Source organism: Solwaraspora sp. WMMA2065 (assembly GCF_030345075.1).
Classification (GTDB): Bacteria; Actinomycetota; Actinomycetes; order Mycobacteriales; family Micromonosporaceae; genus Micromonospora_E.
The window spans coordinates 5,139,879-5,160,881 of sequence record NZ_CP128361.1; the positions used below are offsets into that span (position 1 = coordinate 5,139,879).

Consider the following 21,003-nt stretch of genomic DNA (forward strand, 5'->3'; position numbering starts at 1 on the left):
AGCCGCGCGGCGCTGACGGGTGGAAGGAAGCCAGGCATGCCGTCGCGGCGCGACCAGGTCCAGTCGTACCAGTTCTTCGTGCAGCGGATGACGTCCGCGCTGGTGGCCAGGGACCCGGATCCGGCGGTCGCCCCGTTCCAGCGGCTCGGCGGCGCGGGCCTCGGTGGGATCATGTTGGCGGTGCTGTGCCTCGGCGCGGTCGGGGTGTTCGGCTTCATCATCCCCGGTGGAGCGACCAGCTGGCAGGACGGCGCCTCGGTGATCCTGGAGAAGGAAACCGGCACCAGGTACCTCTACCGCGAGGGTCACCTGCACCCGGTGGTCAACTACGCCTCGGCGCTGCTGGCGCTGGAGTCCTTCGCCCCGGTGACCGACGTGTCACGCAACTCCCTGGCCGGTACGCCGCGTGGCGCTCGGATCGGCATCCCGGATGCACCGGACGCGCTGCCCGACGCGAAGCGGATCCTGACCGGCGGGTGGACACTGTGCTCCCAGGCCGTCCGGGACGAGTCCGGTGAGCTGGTGACCACCACGGTGCTGACCGTCGGCCGGCCGCCGGTCGGTGGCCGGCCCACCGGCGACGGGGCGCTGCTGGTCCGCGACGCCGACACCGGGCACCTGCAGTTGATCTGGCGGGACCAGCGACACGAAGTGGTCGACGAGGACATCGTCCTGGAAGGTCTGGCGCTGCGGTCCGAGCCCGTTGTGCTGGTCGGCGGGGCCTGGCTGAACGCGTTGCCGGCCGGGGAGCCGATCGGCAGCCGGCCGGTGCCCGGCCGCGGCGAGCCGTCGACCGCACTGCCGGACGCGGTCACCGGCTCGATCTACGTGGTCGAGAACCAGACCGGCGACCGGCAGTACTACCTTGCCGAACGGGACCGGCTGGCACCGCTGACCGAGTTGCAGGCCGAGGTGCTGCTCGCCGATCCGGGCACCCGGGACGCGTACGGTGGCGAGCCGCCGACCGCGCGGCCGGTCGCCGCCGCCACCGTGGTCGGCGCGCCCCGGGCGGCCGGGTCCGGGGAGACCGGCGCCCGGTCGCCGCAGCGCCGGCCGGACATCCTGCGGCTGACCGATGGCCGGCAGAGCGTCTGCGCCGGCTATCCGCCGGGCAGTCACCAGCCGCAGGTGCTGGTCGACGCGCAGGTCGAGCCGCCGACGCAGGCGATCGTCACCCCGGCACGCACCGCCGACGGCGTACCGCTGGCGGACCGGGTGGTGATCGAGCCCGGCCACGGCGCGTTGGTCGAGTCGATGCCCGCCCCGGCCGCCCCGGCCGGCACCCTGACCCTGGTGACCGACCTCGGTATCCGCTATCCGCTGCCGGGCCGGGCGGTCGCCGCGATGCTCGGCTACCCCGAGGTGGAGCCGGTGCGGCTACCCGCCAGCCTGGTGGTACGCCTGCCGGCCGGTCCGGCGCTGGATCCGGGGGCGGCCAGAGAACCGGCCTGAGGACTATTGTGGATCAGCGGTTGCCGGTCGATCGGTATCGGTCTGGCGCCACTGGACACAAGGAACTACCGTTTCCGATGACAGATGGTGCGTCGGCGCACCATGCGGCACCGCCCCTCGGATTGCGGGGCATCCCACCAGAGGACGGGGTGAAGATCACCATGACCGGGATGAACACCAATACCGGGCTGATGGTTCAGACTGAGAAGGACGTCGATGACGTCGCGAACCGGCTGACCGGCAACCTGAACCAGTTGATGGACCAGCTCATGCCGCTCTATGACCAGTGGAAGGGTATCGGTGCCGGCTCGTTCCAGCAGGTGCGTCAGGCGTTCGACGAGGACATGGCGCGGCTGAACCTGGCGTTGCGGTCGATCGCCGAAGCGGTCGGTTCGGCCGGTAAGGACTACGAAGTCAGCGACGAAGAGATCAAATCCGAGATGGATTCGGCGGGCGCGACCGCCGGCCAGATCACCGCGGCGCTGAAGCTCTGACCGGAGGGATCGAGATGGACATCCGCTACGATTTCGCCGCGCTGAACAACGCCGCCGACAATTGCGGTACCGCGGCCAAGAACATGATCCAAGAGCTCGACGGCCTCAAGACCGGCATCCAGCCGCTGGTGGCGACCTGGGAGGGCGACGCACAGACCGCGTACCTGACCCGGCAGGCCGAGTGGGAATCGGCCGCCACCGACCTCAAGGACCTGCTCAACCGGATCGAGAAGGCGCTGCGCGAAGCGGCCATACGGATGCAGGCACGCGAGGCAGCCAACCGGGCCAAGTTCGAGTAGACCGACTCGGTCACCGACCGGCCGGTCCGGACACCACGAAGTACGCCTCCTGCGGATCGGTGCGCGTACCGGCTTGCGATGCCGCGCCGCTGCGGCCGACCATCCGCCGGGTCGGCTGCCAGCGGCGGCGTCGGCCACCCGGCAGCGCCGCCACGGCCACCGCGACCAGCAGGATCAGCAACGCCGTACCGGCGGCCACCGCCACGGCAATCTCGGTCAGCCGCTGCCAGCGAGCCGCCCGCTGCGCCGCGACGGCATCCGGCACGACCGTCGGCAGCGCCGGCGCGGCGACCGGCTCGCCCGCCGTCAACCGCTCGGTCACCGCCCGGTACGGGTTCACCACCCCGTGGCCGTAGCCCGCCGACCGGCCGCCGGGTGCCGGATCCGCCGTCGCCGTCAGCCGCCGGGCCACGTCGGCCGCCGACAGCTCCGGCTCGGCGGCCCGCAGCAGCGCCGCCGCCGCGCTCACCACCGGGGCGGCGTAGCTGGTGCCGGCGACCACCGCGTGTCCGGACACCCGGCTCGCCGCCACCACCGCCCCACCCGGCGCCACCAGGTCCACGTAGTCACCGACCTGGGAGTCCGCCAGCCGTACGCCGTTCTCGTCGATGGCCCCGACGCCGATCACCCCGTCGAACGCCGCCGGGTACGGCGTCGGATCCGGCGACGCGCCCTGCTGGTGGCTGTTGCCGGCTGCGGCCACCAGCACCACGTCGGCCTGCACGGCGCGTTCGACCGCGGCCCGTACCGCCGGGTCCGCGCGGTACATGATCAGCGACATGTTGATCACCTTCGCGCTGCTGGCCACCGCGAGGTCGATCGCCTCGGCCAACCGGTCCGCCGGTGAGGCAGAGCCGTCCTGCCGCGCCTGGATCCGCTCGGTGACCCGGATCGGCATGATCGTCACCCCTGGGGCGATGCCATGGAAGCCGACGCCGTCCACCCTGGTGGCGGCGATCAGGCTGGCCACGGCGGTGCCGTGCGAGGCGCAGTCCACCGTGCCGTCGGCCTCGACACCGGTCAGGTCGGCGCCGGCAGTCACCTGACCGGACAGTTGCGGATGGTCGGCGTCGACACCGGAGTCGATCACCGCGACCCGTACCCCCGACCCGTCGGTCACCGGCCAGCTGCGCTCGGGCGCCAACCAGCGCTGATGCCAGGAGATCTGACGGATCACCGGGCCGGGGTCGGCCGGGCTGCGGCAACTGCCCGGAGCGGCAGACGCCGGTGCCGCCGCGACAACCGGCAGCACGCTCGGCGCGACGGTCAGCAGTACGCCCAGCGCGACGGCCGGCAGCAGGGTCGGTGACCGCATCAGCTGACCTCCAGACCTCCCGTACCGCCCGGCATCCTATCCAGCGGCGGCGACCAGCGGGCTCGTGCGGCTGGCACACATTCAGTATCGTCGTCATGACGGCTCACCGTCGGTGCCCGGCAGCGCCCGGTGTGACGCGGCGACGGGGAGGGACACGATGGACGTGCACGGCCTGCGTGCCCGTGCCGACGAGTTGATGGCACAGTTCGACCGGATGCGGTCCGGCGTCGGTGACCTGCAACAGCAACTGCGGGCGGTGTCGGCCACCGTCACCTCCGACGACGGGCTCGTCACCGTGACGGTCGGGCCGAGAGGGCAGGTGACCAAGGTGGAGCTCGACCCGCGGATCTACCGCCGGCCGAACGCCGCGCAGCTGTCCACCACGCTCACCGAGACCATCCGGGCCGCCACCGCCCAGGCGATGGCCGAAGTGGAGCGGATCTGCCGCCCGCTGGTGCCCGACGCGCAGTTCCAGGCACACATGGACTTCGACCTCGAAGGCATCTTCCGCCAGCTCGACACCGACCTGCCCGGGGGTGACCGGAAATGACCGAGCCGCAGCAGACCTTCCTCAACCCGGATCTGGCCCGCCCGGCCGGCAACGCGCTGGGCGCGGCGGCCGAGACACTGGCCGCCGAGTGGTCCCGTGTCACCGGCACCATCCGGGCGCTCAACGAGGCCAGGCCGTGGGGCGACGACGAGGCCGGCCGGACGTTCAACGAGCACTATCTGGACGGTGGTGACGAGGCCCCGGCGAAGGTGACCCTGGACGCCGGGGACGACCTCGTCGCAGCCTTCGAGGACACCGGCCTCCGGATCGTCACCTCGGTCGACGGCACGGTCGACGACGATGGCGCGGTCGGCGACAGCTTCGGCGGCGGCAGGTAGCCCGGTCGCACTCGGAGGGCCCACGACGTGGCGATCATCAATCCGCGGGAGTGGTTCGGCGAGTACGGGTGGGTCTGGGACGCCGTCACCTGGGTGAGCGCCGGTGAGGCGTGGCCGACCGGTGACGAGGACCAGATGCGCGAGCTCGCCGCCGCCTGGCGCGAGCTCGCTGAGGTGGTACGGGTCGCACTGGCCGACGCTGACCCGGCCGCGCTGCGGGTCATCGAGAGCTGGGGCGGCGACGCGGGTGCCAAGTTCGCCAACTTCTGGCAGCAGGTCGGGGTCGGCCCCAACACCGGGCTGCCGGTCCTGCAGAACGCCGCCGCCGCCTTCGCGAACGGCTGTGACACCGCGGCCACCGAGATCGAGTACGCCAAGCTGACCATCCTCATCGCGGTGGCCATCACGGTGATCGCGGTGTTCGTGGCGTTGCTGATGGCCTGGCTGGGCGGCGTCTCCGCGGGTGCCATCCCCGGCATCCTCGCCGCCGGCCGGCAGGCGGTCACCGTCGCGTTCCGTCGATTGCTGGCCCAGCTCGGCCGGCAGATGCTCACCCAGGCCGGGATGCGGGCCGCGTTGCAGAGCTCGGCCCGGATCGCCACCACGCACGTCACCCGCGCCGGTGCCCAGCGGCTCGGCACCCAGTTGGGCATCGAGCTGGCTCAGGAGATCGGCGAAGAGCTGATCATCGACATCGGTGCCCAGGCGTTCCAGGTCGCCCAGGGCAACCGCGACAACTGGGACGGCCGGCGGACCCTCACCGCCGGGGTCGGCGGCGCGTTCGGTGGCATGCTCGGCTTCGGCGGCAACCGGCTGCTGCGTAACACGGTCGCACCCCGGGTGCCGGTGTCGTTCCGGCCGCCGGCAATGGACTTCCGAGGCGCTGGCGTCGTCCGCTGGGGCGGCCGGTCGGTCACCGCCGGCATGCAGAACGCGGTGATCTCCCCGGCGGCCAGCGTTGCCGCGAACCTCGCCGTCAACCAGCAGTGGACCAGCCCCGGCTGGCAGGGGGCGCTCGGTGGATTCACCAGCGGTGCCGGTCGGGGCGGTGCAACCATGGCGGCGGCGTCAGCCGGCAGCACGGCTGCCGGCTGGGCCAACCGGTTGGGCGGTGTCGCGCCGCCGACCGGCGTGCCCGGCACCGTCGACCTGGCCGGCATTGCTCAGTTGACGAGCGTGGACGCCGCCGGGATCGACCTTGGCGCGCTCGGGTCCGACCCGGCCAGCGGTACGGGTACCGCCGTCCCGGCTCCGGTCACGGCTGACCCGACGTCGCAGACCGTACCGGATTCCGGGGCCGGCTCCATCTCGCTGGCCCCGACCACGCAGGACGCCCCGACGACCCAGGCGGCCCCGACGGTCGTCGACCAACCCGGCATCCAGCCGACTGTTGGTGCCGAGCCTCCACCGGTGGTCACCTCGGGTCAGCCGTCGGTGGTCGGCGTGGGCGACACCGCCAGCCCGGCGAACGCGCCGTCGACCGACGCGCCGTCGACCAGCACCGCCTCGCCGGACATCACGTCGCCGGACATCACGGCGTCGGACGGCGTAGGGCCGACTCGGGCGGACGACGGGCCGCCGGTACAGGTCGCCGCCGGTGCTCCGGCCGGGGTCGGTACGTCGGCGCAGGCGGCGGCTCCGGCCGTGACCGCCGCCGGCCCGCAGAGCTCCCCGTCCACACCGGGTTCGACGTCCACACCGGCTGCGTCGTCCACACCGGCTGCGACGTCGACACCCGGGCCGGTCCAGACCGGAGCCCAGACGACTGCCCAGGCAACAGCGGCGTCGACGGCCGGTGGCAACACCACGGCTGCTCCCCAGAGCTCGTTGACCGGCACCACCTCGGCACCGGTCCGGCCACCGGCACCGGTTGCCGGACCTGCCGCCGGACCCTCCGCCGGGTCGGTCAGCTTCGGGCCGGCTGTCGCCGCACCGGCCGCACCGGCCGTACCGGCTCAGCCCGGCCAGTCGGTCGGCATCCCGCCCGGGACCACCACCACGGCGCCGCCGCCGGCCGCGACCACCGGCGGGCCGGACCAGCCGTCCGGCCCGGCGCCCCGGCAACCATCCTCCGGCACCACCGTCGACCCGCAGACCCTGCAGCGGTCGGCCGGCCCTACCGGCACCGGTACGCACAGTTGGCAGCTGGACCCGGTCCAGGTCGACGGCGATCCGAACAGCGCGGACGCTGACCAGGCGCTCATCGACGCGTCCCGGGCCCTGGCCGACGCCGTTACGGGTGCGGTGACCCGGCACCAGCAGCAGGCCACTCCCGGCGAACAGATCTCGATGGGTAAACGGCCGGGCGTGGTCGGCGCGTTGATGACCCGCAGCGGGCAGCTCAACACACACAGCAGCATGACCGCCGACCAGAGCACCGACCCGGCCACCCAGCCGACGCCGCACCCGCTGGTCGAGACAGTGCTCGCCGAGGTCGCTCAGCAGGTCAGCCGGGTCGGCAGCGGGCACGGGCGGTGCGCCGAGGTCGCCCTGGTGTCCGATGTGGTCTACCAGTTGGAACGGCAGTGGCAGGATGCCGGCCGGATCGGCGATTTCGACGCGTACGCCCGATCGGAGCTGGCCGGGGCGCGGATCGTCACCCACCAGTTCCGCCGCGCCCAGGACGTCGACGTGGTGTACGAACGCGGCGACTACCGACCACCCTGCCGGTCGTGCGGGCCGATGTTGGAAATACTCGGCGTCACCCCGGTGGTGGACACCGAACGGATGCCCGGCCCGGCCGTACCGCCGGATTCCGGCGCGTTGGGCGACGGCCGGGCGCTGCCGGAAACCAGACCAACCGGCGACGGGCAGGGTCTCGTACCACCGGATCCCGCCGACCAGCAGGCGTTGACCGACGAGGTGCCGGTCGGGCCGGACGGCCACCCGGCCCGGCACCCCGACCCGCGCGGCGGCCGCTGGCCGGAGCTGGTCAACGATGGCGGCCCGGCCAACCCCGGTCGCGGCACCAACTGCGCCGACGTCGGCCTGTCCGTCCTCGCCACCTGGTACGGCGACCCACAGGTCGCGGCGGCGACCGGTGCGTCGGTGACCGCCGAGCCGGACAGCACCCGACGTCAGGAACAGTGGCTGGGTGCGTCCTTCGCGCCTGCCGGCCGTGGGCCGGCCGGCTTGGACGCGGTCGCCGACCAGCTGCGGCGTGCCGGCCCCGGATCCGCCGCGCTGATCATCACCAGCTGGACCGCCGCGGCCGGCGGCGGAGCGCACACCTGGAACGCCGTCAACCACGACGGGCAGATCATCTGGATCGATGCGCAGAGCCGGCAGGTTTCCGACACCGCGCCGATCTACGGCAGCGAGGTCGACGGGGTCTGGTCGATCGTCCTCGACGCCGACGGCAATCCGGTGCCGGCCGACGGCCCGCAGACGACTGCGGTGTCGACGACCGGGGCGACCAGTGAAGCGGAGTACCTGGATGCGTTGACCGAGCCCGACCGGGCCACGCTGCTCGCCGAGCTGGCCGCCGCCCAGGTCGACGCCGACACGATCCTTGCCGAACTGGGGGCGATCGGCGACCGGCTCAACACCGATCTTGGCCTGGCTGGCACCGACGCGCTGACCCCGCTGGGCAGCGAGTACCGGGTCAAAGGGGCCGAGTCGCTGGCCCGCAAGTTCAGCACCGACTTCGAGCCGAAGGGCTATTCCCTCCCGGAGGCGCTCGCCGAGATCAACGACGTGGTGCGGTTCTCCGTACGGGCACCGGAGACCGACGCGTACGGGCCGGCGGTCGCGGGAGTGCTCGACGCGTTGACCGCCAGCGGCCACCAGGTGACCGACGTCAAAAGCTTCTGGCACACCGGTAACCGGTTCTTCGGGCTGAACTGCACCCTCGTCACGCCCACCGGCCGAACATTCGAGGTGCAGTTCCCCACCGCCACCAGCTGGGCGATCGGCAAGGAGACACACGGCCCGTACGAAGTGATGCGCGACCCGGCGTGGACCCCGGCCGACCGGATGCACGCCTTCCTCGACATCCTCGCCGTCAACAAGGCGCACGACATCGCCGGCCGGATGCCGGGTGGCATGCCGGTGCTGACCGAGCGGTACGGCCCCCCGAAGGACACCAGCTTCGCCAAGTGGATCGGCAAACAGGACCAGGCCGGCCTGCGGCAGGACTACGTCGACTGGCTGGCCGCCGACCCGAGTCGCAGCTTCCGGCAGGAGTTGGCTGCGCGAGGATTGGACCCATCCGACCTGCCCGGATTCGATCCCGATGCGATAGGAAGCACAGATGCCGACCCTGACCTTTCGCTACCACCTGCTGTATCGGACGGACGACCAGACCCAGCCGCCGGTCAACCTGATAGCGGTGGCGGCCGGCACCGGGCCGACGCAGGCGGTGATCTGGGACCGTCCGACGTCGAGGTGGGGCTTCCGACCGGACGTGGCGGCGTCGATCCTGTACGCCGACCCGGAGCGCCACAGCGTCCGGGCAGTGGACCGGGCGACGGCGGAGTCGGCGACCCATCACTTCACGACGGTCCCGTTGCCGAGCGAGCCGGAGCTGACCCGGATTTGCCAGGAGGCCAGCCGATAACTAGCGGCCCTGCTGCGGATACGACGAGCTATCTCGATCGGCTGTCCGAAGCCGAGCGGCAGGAGCTGGAGCATGGCGTGGCGGCTGCGGGGGAGAGCGCGCAGGCGATCCAGGCAACGCTGGACGACGTCCTCGTCGGGCTACAAATGATGGGTGACCTGACCGGTGTGCAGGAACTCAGGCTGCTCGGGACCGAGTATCGGGTCAAGGATCCGGAGTCGCTGGCCAGAAAATTCGTGACAGAGCACCGCCCTGTTGGCGATGACATACCAGCCGCGCTCGCCGTGATCAACGACGTCGTCCGCTTCTCCGTGCAGAGCCCCGCTGGGCCCGCCTACGGTACCGCGGTCGACCGTGTCCTCAGCGGCCTTGAGTCGGCTCATCATCAAGTGGTGACCGGCAAGGTCTTCTGGCATCTCGGCAACAGATTCTACGGCCTCAACGTCACTCTTCGATCGTCTGAGGGTCAGCTGTACGAGATTCAGTTTCCGACCGAGGCGAGCTGGCGAGTCGGAAAAGCGACTCACGGATTGTATGAGGTGCTGCGGGACAGGGACTCTCATTCGGCTGATCGCGTCAACGCTTTCCTCGACATTCTCGCGCTGAACAAGGCTGCCGGACTGGCCGACAGGCTACCCGGTGGCCTCGATGTTCTGGCAGACCGGTTCGGGCCGGCGCAGTTCAATGGACTTGCGGCGTGGCTAGGCAAGCTCGACTCAGGTACGGCTCCGGACAACACTGTTCGGCAGGGCTATGGCGAGTGGCTCACTACAACTCAACAGACTCTCGTCGACGTGCTTACGGCTCGGGGACTTGATTACACTGACGTGCCCGGATTCGGGCTGGACCGGAGAGGTGATGTGGGTGGCGGACTTGGAGTTCCAGTACTTCCTGCTGTACCACCCGACACGTCCGTCGGACCACCCGGCGAACGTGATCGCCCTAGCGAACCATCCGGGCCCGACGATGGCGGTGACCTGGGATCGACAGACCGCCAAGTGGAGTTGCCAGCCGGACGTCGCGATAGCAGTGCTGTTCGTGAACCAGGAGCGCAACAACTTTCGAGGAGTGGACCGGGCGACGGCGGAGTCGGTGACGCATCACTTCACGACGGTCCCGTTGCCGAGCGAAACGGAGTTGACCCGGATCTGCCAGGAGGCCAGCGGGACCTGACGGCTTCTCTCGTCGCAAGCGACCCTTCGTCCGATTCAGCCGGGAGTTTAGAGCCGATCCCCTACCTGGACAGCCTTTCGACTAGCGACCGGGAGCTCCTGGCCACGGCTCTGCTTGCTGCTCGCCAAGACGCCGATATTGTACTTGCAGACCTGGTTGAGGCGGCTGCCGAGGCCGGCGCGGAGATTGGACTCGTCGGGCCGGAGATGCTTACGCCAGTAGGTCTCGAGCATCGGGTGAAGCATGCTGAGTCATTGGCGCGGAAGTTCAAGGTGGAATTTGAGCCTATCGGGCTTGATCTGCAAGGGGCGCTCGGCAAGGTCGGTGATCTAGTTCGATTTTCGCTCCTGGCGCCAGAGCGACATTATGGCTCGGCGGTCAATGAGACGTTGGATGGCCTGGTTGGCCGGGGATACGAGGTTCAACAGGTCAAGTCCTACTGGAATCCGGGGAACAGGTTCTATGGGCTGAACAGCGTTCTTGTATCTCCCAGTGGTCGCGTATTCGAGATCCAGTTTCCGACAAAGCGAAGCTGGCTAGTTGGTAAGCAGACCCACGGTTGGTACGAGGTCGTCCGAGATCCTGTTCGGTCGTCCGAGAGTAGGGTTGAAGCGTTTCTGAGTATTTTAATAATGAACAAATCGACTGGGCTGTCGTCGCAACTTCCGGTCGGCCTGAAACTGATTTCTGAAACTTACGAAAATTCGATCCAAGATGGATTTGCAAAATGGATAAGTGATTCTAGGCGGCGCAACGTTGCCAGTGATTTCGCGATATGGTTGAATGAGCAAGGAATCACCTTTTCGGAGTTTGCTGGCCGTCTCGGTCTCGATCAGGTGGACTTCGTGGGACTTGCCGATCAGATAGCGCAAGGGAGGGTTTCGGCTGACTATGACATTCATCTACTATCTGATGTACCCGCCAGGGGAGCTGGATGGGACTCCGGCGAACGTGCTCGCGCTGGCTCAGGAGCGCGGACCGGTGCAGGCCGTGATCTGGGATCGCCCGACGCAGAGGTGGAACTTCCGTCCGGACGTAGCAGCGGCGTTTCTCTATTCGACGCCGGACCTGGAGCAGACCAGGCTCGTCGATCGGGTGATGGCGGAGTCGGTGACGCATCACTTCACGGCGGTGCCGTTGCCGAGCGAGGCGGAGTTGACCCGGATCTGCCGGGAGGCCAGCCCGACCTGACCGGCACCCGGCCGGTGTCCGGTGAGGGCCGCGATACCGCGTCAACAAGCCTGGCGTCGGCGAATGCCGCAGGTGAGTCGTCGACATTGCCGGAGCAGGGAGGGGTAGTCGATGACCGAGGACGAGGCCAGAGCACTGATCAGCAGACTGCTGGGCAGCAGGAACCCGATCGAGATGTATCCGTTCGAGTTCGGCTGGCTGGTCCGGGAGGAGTTGTCGACCCAGGAACGGCAAGCCGGGATGCACATCGGTCAGGGGAGCTTCATCGTGGACCTGACGGGCGTGGTGACCGCCCAGCCGAGCCTGCCGGCGACGGTGGTGGTCGAGGAGTACGCGGCAGAGCGTCGGCAGGGCCCGATCTCGGGTCGGCAGGTGTGGCCGGAGCCGGGCCCGCCACCGGAGTAGCCGACCGGGCCGTACCCGTGGCGGGCGGCGATGCGCCGCTGGCCGGCTCGCGGCCGGTTGGTCCGTTGAATTTGGCGCCGTTGGAGGATGTGGTTTTTCAGGCTGATCTTGAGGCGGTGTTGTGGTCGGGTGGTGGGTTTGTGGTGGGTGCGGATCCGTCGTCGCATCCGTTTGGTGGGTTGGTGAATGATGGTGGTCCGGGGCGGTCGGGTCGTGGCAACAATTGTATGGATTGTTCGTTGGCGGGGTTGTCGACGTTTCTGGGTCGGCCGATGGTGTCGCTACCACGCTGGCCGGACATCCTGCCGGACGGCGCCGTCGACCGGCAGACCGGCGAGGCGGCCGGTGTCGACCGCGCCGAGGCGTGGCTGGGCGGGGAATGGGTCGGTCCGCCGGCTGACCTGCCCGGTGTGCCGCAGAAGCGGGCGGTGGCGGTCGCCCGTCAGTACGCGCAGTTGCAGGATCGGGTGGCGGCGGCCGGGCCGGGCAGCGCCGCCCTGGTTGTCGCCGACTGGCTCAGTGTGGACGAGCGTACCGGGCAGGTGCAGGTCGACGCTGACGGCAACGCCCTGGCTGACGGCTCGCACGCGTTCCTGATCGTCTACCCGCATGGGGCCGATCGCCCGGTGTGGTGGGATCCGCAGGACGGCCAGACGTGGCCGGTGCCGCCGACGCACGTCGTCGCCGCCACTCACACGTTGTGGTCGATGGACGCGCCGGCAGCAGGTGGAGGGACCAACAGTGACTCGGGACGAAGCGCAGGAGCTGATCCAACGGCTGGTCGGGACGCCGAACCGGATGGCGCTGCACGAGTTCGAGTTCGGCTGGCTGGCGCAGGAGATCCTGAGTCCACAGGAACGCGGCACGGGGATGCGGGTCGGCCTGGGGAGCTACATCATCGACCGGGACGGGACGGTGACGGTGCACGGGAGTCTGCCCGTACCGGTGACGATCAGCCGGTACGCGGCGGAGCGTCGGCAGGGGCGGATCTCGGGTCGGCAGGTGTGGCCGGAGACGGAGGCGTCGGCGACGGAGTAGCTGGCGGAGCCGCCGGAGTAACTGACGGAACCTCCGGTGTAGTCGCCGACACCGATGAATTGTCGGGTCCGCGTCCGGTTGGTCCGTTGAATTTGGCGCCGTTGGAGGATGTGGTTTTTCAGGCTGATCTTGAGGCGGTGTTGTGGTCGGGTGGTGGGTTTGTGGTGGGTGCGGATCCGTCGTCGCATCCGTTTGGTGGGTTGGTGAATGATGGTGGTCCGGGGCGGTCGGGTCGTGGCAACAATTGTATGGATTGTTCGTTGGCGGGGTTGTCGACGTTTCTGGGTCGGCCGATGGTGTCGCTACCGCGCTGGCCGGACCGGGCAGGCGACGGGACGATCGACCGGGTCACGGGTGAGGCCGACGGGATCAGCCGGGCCGAGGAGTGGTTGGGCGGGGAGTGGGTCGGTCCGCCGGCGGACCTGCCGGGGGCACCGGCGGACCGGGTGGCGGCGGTCGCCGAGCAGTACGCGCAGCTGCAGCAGCGGGTAGCGGCGGCCGGCCCAGGTAGTGCAGCCCTGGTCGTCGCCGACTGGCTGAGCTTCGACCAGGACACCGGACGGCTGCACCTGGACGCCGACGGAAACGCGCAGGCAGCCGGCTCGCACGCGTTCCTGATCGTCTACCCGTACGGGGCCGACGGGCCGGTGTGGTGGGATCCGCAGTACGGCGGAACCGCGACGCAGCCGCCCGCCGAGTACCTGGCGGCGACGCACACCTTGTGGTCGATGGACGCGCCGACGACACGGGGAAGGACCAACAGTGACTCGGGACGACGCGCAGGAGCTGATCCAGCGGCTGGTCGGGACGCCGAACCGGATGGCTCTCCACGAGTTCGAGTTCGGCTGGGTGGCGAGGGAGATCCTCTCGGAAACGGAACGCACCCAGGGGCTGGGTCTGGGCCAGGGGAACTGGGTGATCGACCACGACGGGACGGTGACGGCCCACCGGAGCATGCCGCCTTCGATCATCATGCAGGAGTACGCGGCGGCCCGCCGGGCGGGCCGGACGACCGGCCGCCAGGTGTGGCCGCTGACGGACGAGCCGGAGCCGAACCACTAGCCGCCGCCGGGCCGGACGGGTCGCTCAGCGCCGCGCCGGACGGACTGGTCAGCGCCGCCGCCGGGACGACCTTCGGGGGCGCGCTGCACGACGCCGACCCGGTCGCGGTCACCGCGGCGGTACGCGACGCGCTCGACACCGGACTGCTGCCGGCCGGTGCGGTCGCCGACCCGGACGCCGGCACGGTCACCCTCGACACCTCAGCCGGGCCGGTGACCGTCACGCTCGCCGTGACCTCGCTGCCGCCCGACACGACGGTGGCCCCCGTCGCCACCATCGCGACGCACGCCGACGGGGCGACCGTACGGGTGTCCGACCGGGCCTCCACCGACCATGTCCGGCGGGCCGTCGCCGCCGCACTGGCCGAAGTAGACGCCATCGCCCAGGAGCGGGCCGACGGGTTGCGTACCGATGCGACGACGGCGCTCGCCGAAGGGTCCCGGCCCGAGGGTGACGGGCAGCGGCACCTGACCGCGCGGGACATCGGGCGGCTGGCCGAGCTGCGTACCGTCGCCGACCAGTTGGCGCAGGCCGGCACCGGCCGGCACGCCGACCCGGCCCAGGTAGCCCAGCTGCACGCCGAAGCGGTCGGCCTGCTGATCAGCAGTGGGCTGTTGGAGCCGTACCCGGGGCACCGGGTGCACAGCCTGGTGCCGAACGTACCGGTGGTCGGGACGGCCGCCACGGACGCCCGGTTCGCTGCCGTCCGTACCCAGTTGGGGCCGGCCTTCGCGGACCTCGCCGGGCTGCTCACGGCCGCCCGCGACCGACCCGGCCTGGCCGACGAGATCCGGGTCGTCCAGGCCGACGTACGGGCGGCGGCCCGCCAGTGGGCCGCGCAGGCGACCGCCGCCCGCGACCGGGCGGACCTGGCGTTGACCGACCGGGTCGACGCCGCGCTCGACGCCGACCCGCAGCACGTCTTCGACCGGCTGGTCATCGGCGGCGGCTGGGCGGCCACGGCCGACTTCGCCACCCTCGACGCGCCGCCGGACACCGGGGACGGCCTGCCGCCGGTGCTGGCGGTGTCGCAGGGCCACGACCCGTGGGCGGATCGGCAGCAGCTGCTGATGGGGCAGGTCCCCACCGAGTTGGAGATCCCCGGCCTGCCGTTCCAGCCGGCGGACTTCGCCGACGAAGGCACCCAGTTTGCCCTCTCCAGTGACTTCGCTGCGGCGGTCGGCGCGGCCCGCGCGTACACCGGGATGCCCAGCTACCAGGGCACCGCGACCGCGATTACCCCCCGCCCGACCAGCGCCGACGCTGCGGCCGGTTGGCCGGATGGCGCGAACTACCGGGTGACGATCGGCGAGCGCGGTTTCTACGCCGCCACCGTGGACATCGCCGCCGGTCCGGGCCCGGCGCGGGTGCCGGCCGCGCCGGCGTCGACAACCGGCCGGTACGTCGACCCGGCGACCGGCTACCAGGTCGACCTCTCCGGTCCGGTGCCGGTGTTCCGGGACCCGACCGGCGTGGCCGTCGACCCGGCGACGCTGCCCGCCCCGGTCCGTACGGTCCTCGGCGGCACCGACACCGACATCCTGACCGGCACGGGTACCAGCCAGGATGACCCGCCGCTGCTGGCTGACACCGCCGGCCGGCTCACCGATCTGCTGGTGGTCGATCCGGACAGCGGGTACGCCGTCGACCGGACGTCCGGCACGCCGTACGGGCCGGACGGCTCCCCGGTCGACCCGGCGGCGCTGCCGGCCGGTGCCGCCCAGCGGCTCGGCTTCGACGCCGATGGCCGGTTTACCGACCCTCGGCCAGCGCGCCCCCGGGTCGACTTCGGTGGGCAGAACCTGGCCGACGCGTACCAGCCAGGTGACCGGGTGCTGGTGTTCGGCGCGGGTGCCTCCGGGGCCTGGGACATCGAGCAGGCCGCCGCGTCACCGGCGGCCACCATCGACTGGTCGGCCCGCGCGGTCGGGCTGCCGCCGGCCGACCGCACCGGTGACCCGGCCCGGGACGCCGAGTTGCGGTTCCAGCGCAGCTTCTCCGGCGGCTACAACCGCCGCAACACGTTGCCCGAGGTCGGCGCGTACGACGTGGCCGCCACCGATAGCCGGATCAGCCAGTCGCTGCGCGAGATCGTCTCCGCCCGGCACACTGTGGACGGTACGTTCCTGGTCGACTTCACTGACGGCACCCGCCACGAGTACGACCGGATGGTCCTCTCCATCGGCCAGGCCCCCGAATACCCGGGCGGGGTCGCCGCCCTCGCCAGCACACTGGAGTTGCGCCCGCTGCACGGGCCGGCGACCACCCGTGGCGGCAGCCACGACATTCTCGGCCTGTCCGACGCCTCCGGCCAGCTGCGGATCCTTGGTGCCGCCGCGGTGGCCCGCCCGCTCATTCTGTCGCTCGGCGAGTTCCGGCAATCGGTGGAGTCCGAGCTGGGCAAACTGGCCGCAGCGCTGCCCGACGACTCACGCAACATCCCGCCAAGTATCCGGTTCCACGCCCAGCGGATCGCCGAGGCGAACCGGAGCTCGCCACCACCCCGGTCACACCTGGCCGAAGTCGACGTACCCACCCCGCCAGGCGATGTCGGGGTCGAGCCAGGGCAGCGGCCCGTGCTCGGCGGTGATCCGCTCGGCGATCTCCGGAACGTAGACGTCGATCGGGTCCTGCCCACCGACGGCGTCGAAGCCGGCACCGTAGGGGACGAGTTTGGCGCGGTTGCGCGCGAAGTAGACGAACCGCAGGTCGGGCAGGACCCGGGGGGCGAGTTCGGCGAACAGTTCGGCACCCACCGGGGTGATGCCGCAGTTGACCAGGCCCAACCAGCGGAGTTGGCGCAGGTACGGGGAGGCCAGCAGGGTGCGCAGTCCGTCGTCGCCGATCGGGTTGTTGTTCAGTCCGAGGCTGGTGAGTCGGGCCAGCAGCGGGCTCGCGGCGATCGGGCCGATCAGGTCCGGATCGACGTGGGTGAGCCAGACGTGGCGGACCGGAACCCGGCGGTAGATCTCCGCGCCCCGGTCGAGGAAATCGGCCCCCGGCAGCTTGACGAACTCGGCGAATCCGCGCCGGACGAGCCAGTTGGTGACCAGACCGGCGACGGGCGCGCCGAGTCGGGGAGTCAGCCGGTGGCTGAGCGCGGCGGCCCGATCGGACAATTCAGGATCGACCGGGGTGCCGGCGACGACGGCCAGGTCGCAGGCGATCTCGGCGCGGATCAGCTCGGCGTGGTCGGGGTCGGTGGGTTCGATGGCGTCGGCGTAGCGCAGCCGCAGGTCCATGTCGTCGGGGTTGGCGAGGATGGCGGCGTACAGGGTGTCGCTGACGGTGGGCCGGGCGTCGCTGGCGTCGGACATGACCGCAGCGTATCGACGCCACCCACGACGACCAGTGAGGTGCCGGGCGATGACGGAGGACGACGCGCAGCAACTGATCGAACGGCTGGTCGGGACGGCGAATCCGATCGAGCTGCATCCGTTCGAGTTCGGCTGGCTGGCGAAGGAGACACCGTCGACCGAACAGCGGGCGACGGGGGCGCACGTCGGGATGGGCTGCTACATCATCGACCAGTCGGGGACGGTGACGGTGCACGGCAGCCTGCCGATACCGGTGGTCATGAAGCAGTACGCGGCGGCGAGGCGGCAGGGCCGGATCAGCGGGCACCAGATCTGGCCGCGAGTCGCGACGGTGGACCAGCCGATCCCCGGCTGACCCGGATCCGGGCGCTGACGGCCCGCTACACCGCCGCCGACCCGCCGACCCGGGTGGCGCTGCGCGCCGAGATCGGCGTACTCGTCGACCAGCTCGGCCTGACCGGCGGCACCCCGCAGGCGTACGCGCGGTGGGCGCAGCTGCCGCCGGACCTGGCGAACCTGCTGCTGCGGCTCACCTCGCCGGCGCTCGCCCCGGAGACCGTCCTGGCTGTGCTCGGCGCGGACCCGGCGACGCTGACCGAGCCGCAACGCGCCCAGCAGCGCGACTACCGGGCCCGGCTGGTCCACAACGGGTACGTTCCGTACGCGCCGCAGCTCACCGAGCAGCTGCACCGGCTCGCCGTCGACGCCGAGCAGGGCCAACGGAGCCTGCCGACGCTGCCGGCCTCCGCCGGTCAGGTGATCGGGCTGCGCGCCGATCAGCTCGCCCAACTGCAGGCCGTCGATCCGGAGCTGGCTGCGCGGATCGCCCGCGACGGGGTGTACGTCGACCTGACCGGCCAGGTCGACATCGGCCCGTACGTGTTGGCGAACGCGCCGCATGTCGACGTTGGCGGCGTACACCCGGGTTTCGACCTGGCGACCGACGCCGGCCGGCGGGCGCTGCTGGCCGAGGACGTCCGCCGGGCATACGCGACGATCACCGCGACGTACGGGTCGAGCCCGGCGATCACCCAGCTGCTCGGCAGCCACAGCTTCCACTACCTGGCGCAGACCCGCACCATGGTGCTGGTCTCGGACGCTCTGACCCGGGCGATCCTCAACCTGGCGCCGAGCGCGCCGGTCGAGCAAGCGCCGGAAGCAGCACCGCTCGCCGTCGACCCGACCGAGATCCACGTGTACGCCGACCACCCCACCCTGCCGGAGCCGGATCCCGGGGAGGTGGCACCGGAGTACGGCCGTCCGGTGGATCCGAACTCGGGTGCCGCAGCGCCCCTGTGGAATGGGCTGCCCAGGCGGGAGCAGGTCGCGCAGGGAGCTCTCGGTGACTGCGGCATGCTCGCCTCGATCGGCGCGATCGCCGGGCACAGCCCGCAGACGATCGGTAATTTGTTCCGTCCCAACCCGGACGGCACGGTCGACGTCCTGCTGCACGAAAGCAGCCTCCCTGGCGACCGGACCACTCCGACCGGCCGACGACTGCGGATCACGGTGACTCCGGACGTCCCGGTGCACGCCATCATGCCGGGGCAGGCCGCCTACGCCGACCAGGCGCAGGTCGGATCGGCATGGGCGAGCATGCTCGAGAAGGCGCTGGCGGCGGTCGACCGGACCTGGACCGAGTCCCGGCAGGTCGCCTGGCAGCAGCAGTGGCAGAGCTGGCAGGGCTGGTCAGACCAAAACCAGGCCGCGCCGCGCGGTTACGCCCGGATGAACCCGGGCAGCACTTCCGATCTGTGGGCGGAGGTGCTGACCCAGCTCACCGGCGAGCCGGCCCGCGCCGACCGGTTTCCCACGCACCCGGGCAGCGAGCCTACGGTCGAGGCGACGCTGGCCCAGTTGTTGGCGCGGCGGATTCCGGTGATCGTCAGCACCATGCCAACGGACCGCTATCAGCATCTGCCGAATGGAGCGCCGCCGTACGGACTGCACGCGGGACACGCGTACGAGGTGGTGGCGGCACGGGACGGGCACATCTGGCTGCGCAATCCCTGGAATCATGGCCATCCGCAGCCGATCCCGGTGCAGGCATTTCTCGACCTGATGAGTAGGGACTACGCCCACCTGGATCGCGCGCCGGTGGTGCCGCCGCTCCCGCCGGTGCCGCCCGTCGCGAAGCAGGCCAGCTCGGCAGGCGGGTCGACGGCGGAAGCCGGCGTCGGCGCGTCGGCGGGCGTGGCGACCAATGCGCTGACCGCTGCCGGGCCGGGCCGGACGGTGACTGAGCGGAGCGGCGCCTACTTTGTCTACTACGCGGACCGGGGCACGGCCGGTGAGCTGGCTCAGTTGCTGGCCGTCGAGGTGGGACCGGACGGTTCGCGCTCGATAGCCTGGGACAACGGTTCTGCAACGCCCGGCGCCGGTACGGTTTCGGCACCGGCCCACGCAGGGGGTCGGTGGCCGGTGAACCGGGCGGAGGCGGAGCAGGTGGCCCGCAGCGAGTTGGGCTTCGAGTTGCCGGACGAGCCGACGCTGCATGGAATGCTCGGTGGCTGAGTTCTCGACGGGAAGGACAGGATTGTGCCGTCGCACCCTGATGTGCTGGTAGTTCGGAACAACACACAGGTGAACATGGGTACGTTCAGCCTCGGTGCGGCCGGGGCGAATCCGCGTCGGCCGGTGACCGCGCAGGTGGTGGTGGCCTTTCCCGGGTCTGCCGATTCAACGACGTACCTGTTGCGGCTGGGGGAGACGTTCCCGATCGGTGCCGAGACCTGGTACTTCGCTGGGGCGCATTTCGAGAACGCTGGTCGGTGGCGGGTCACGGTGCGGCGGCTGGCACCGGGTGAGGCGCCGCCGGTGGTGGACGAGTCGACGGCGGTGACCGGCTGGCGGCCGGCGCAGCGGCAGCCGTTCGGCCCGCTCGATGAGGGTCAGTTGCAGGCACTGGAGCAGGCGTTGGGGCGCCCGCTGCCCTGGGCTTACCGGGATTGGCTGTCTCAGACGAACGGAATGCAGCCGGTGGAGCCGCAGTGGGTGCCGGGTGCGCCGTTCACGCTGTTCCCGGGGCGTCCGCTGCTGGGTGTGCACCCGGAGTATCCGTCGTTCGACCTGTTGACCGCCGAGCGGGAGTGGCGGGTCGGGAAGTTGTCGACGGACTTCGTTGTCATCGCGGTCCCGATGGAGGGTCTGCTGCTGCTTCGGCTGAAGGAACCCCGCCCGGGCAGCGTCGGCTTCCTGCCGAAGGACCTGCTGGCCGGCCCGGGTACGGCGGATGCAATCGCCTGGCGGGAGCGACAGGTGATCACTACCAGCATGGGCTGGTCGTTCGGCGACTTCCTTGGCCGGCTCACCCCGCTCGACGCGCCGGGCGTAGCGTGAAGATCACTTGACGAGGATTCGGGCTGGCGTCGGCGTGTCGTCCGAATTTTCGTCAAGTGATCTTGAGGACTCCCGTCCTAGGTGGCGGTGATTGGTCGGTTTTGGGTGACTACCAGCTTTTATCCGGCATTCACTAGTTTGGTGCTGATCGATTCCCTATCCCTGGCTGGCGATTGAGATCTGTGCATTGACTGCGTGTGGCGAGATCCGTACGATCAGCTGAATACGCCACCACTTTTCCTAGCAAGGGGATGAAGTGAAGAATTCCACTAGCGTCAGGAAAGACACGGCTGTCGCGCCCACGCTGCTCACTCCGAGCCGGGTCGAGAAGATGCTCGCGCGTCGCCAGGCGGTCCAGGTGGTCAAGTTCCGCACGACCTGCACGGACTGCCTGCCCAACTACTAGCGCACCGCCGTCGGGCGCTCGGCGTCGCCGTGCGGTGCGAACGCCGGCGTCGCCGAGCCCGCGAGG

General features: G+C 70.5%; 9 protein-coding genes and 1 pseudogene. 8 read left to right on the plus strand and 2 right to left on the minus strand.

The genetic code is table 11. The features are described 5' to 3' along the window. The first annotated feature begins 36 nt into the window (after window positions 1-36). From eccB to O7610_RS23460, 3 genes are all read left to right on the plus strand, one after another. The gene (gene eccB, locus O7610_RS23450) at window positions 37-1,452 is read left to right on the plus strand and encodes a type VII secretion protein EccB (protein WP_289211863.1); all 1,416 of its coding nucleotides are present in this window, start codon (window positions 37-39) and stop codon (window positions 1,450-1,452) included. 170 nt (window positions 1,453-1,622) lie between these two features. Then, on the plus strand, window positions 1,623-1,946 hold the full coding sequence (locus tag O7610_RS23455; protein ID WP_416597939.1) for a WXG100 family type VII secretion target: 324 nt from the start codon (window positions 1,623-1,625) through the stop codon (window positions 1,944-1,946). Window positions 1,947-1,960: 14 nt separating this feature from the next. Further along, entirely contained in the window at window positions 1,961-2,245 is a 285-nt protein-coding gene (locus tag O7610_RS23460; protein WP_281552618.1) for a WXG100 family type VII secretion target, read from the plus strand. 10 nt (window positions 2,246-2,255) lie between these two features. Here the strand turns inward: O7610_RS23460 and mycP are convergent, their stop codons facing one another. Next, on the minus strand, window positions 2,256-3,560 hold the full coding sequence (gene mycP / locus O7610_RS23465) for a type VII secretion-associated serine protease mycosin (protein ID WP_281552619.1): 1,305 nt from the start codon (window positions 3,558-3,560) through the stop codon (window positions 2,256-2,258). 157 nt (window positions 3,561-3,717) lie between these two features. On the opposite strand from mycP, the gene O7610_RS23470 reads away from it, so the two are divergent. The 3 genes and pseudogenes from O7610_RS23470 to O7610_RS30755 all read left to right on the plus strand — a co-directional run. Then, window positions 3,718-4,110, plus strand: a complete 393-nt coding sequence (locus O7610_RS23470) for a YbaB/EbfC family nucleoid-associated protein (protein WP_289211864.1) — start codon at window positions 3,718-3,720, stop codon at window positions 4,108-4,110. Then, on the plus strand, window positions 4,107-4,448 hold the full coding sequence (locus tag O7610_RS23475) for a hypothetical protein (RefSeq protein WP_289211865.1): 342 nt from the start codon (window positions 4,107-4,109) through the stop codon (window positions 4,446-4,448). The genes O7610_RS23470 and O7610_RS23475 overlap by 4 nt, the downstream gene beginning before the upstream one ends. A 27-nt stretch (window positions 4,449-4,475) precedes the next feature. Then, a pseudogene (locus O7610_RS30755) lies at window positions 4,476-13,472 on the plus strand (toxin glutamine deamidase domain-containing protein); the annotation flags it as partial. Between the two features lie 2,910 nt (window positions 13,473-16,382). Here O7610_RS30755 and O7610_RS30760 read toward each other — a convergent pair. Beyond that, entirely contained in the window at window positions 16,383-17,192 is an 810-nt protein-coding gene (locus O7610_RS30760; protein ID WP_353850392.1) for a TIGR02996 domain-containing protein, read from the minus strand. Window positions 17,193-19,748: 2,556 nt separating this feature from the next. Here O7610_RS30760 and O7610_RS23485 point away from each other — a divergent pair. Next, window positions 19,749-20,531 carry a DUF6406 domain-containing protein gene (locus O7610_RS23485; protein ID WP_281555785.1) on the plus strand — a complete coding sequence of 261 codons (783 nt, stop codon included), beginning with the start codon at window positions 19,749-19,751 and terminating at the stop codon, window positions 20,529-20,531. Window positions 20,532-20,787: 256 nt separating this feature from the next. Beyond that, complete coding sequence (locus O7610_RS23490) at window positions 20,788-20,937, plus strand: hypothetical protein (RefSeq protein ID WP_289211867.1); 150 nt, start codon at window positions 20,788-20,790, stop codon at window positions 20,935-20,937. The last annotated feature ends 66 nt before the right edge of the window (window positions 20,938-21,003 follow it).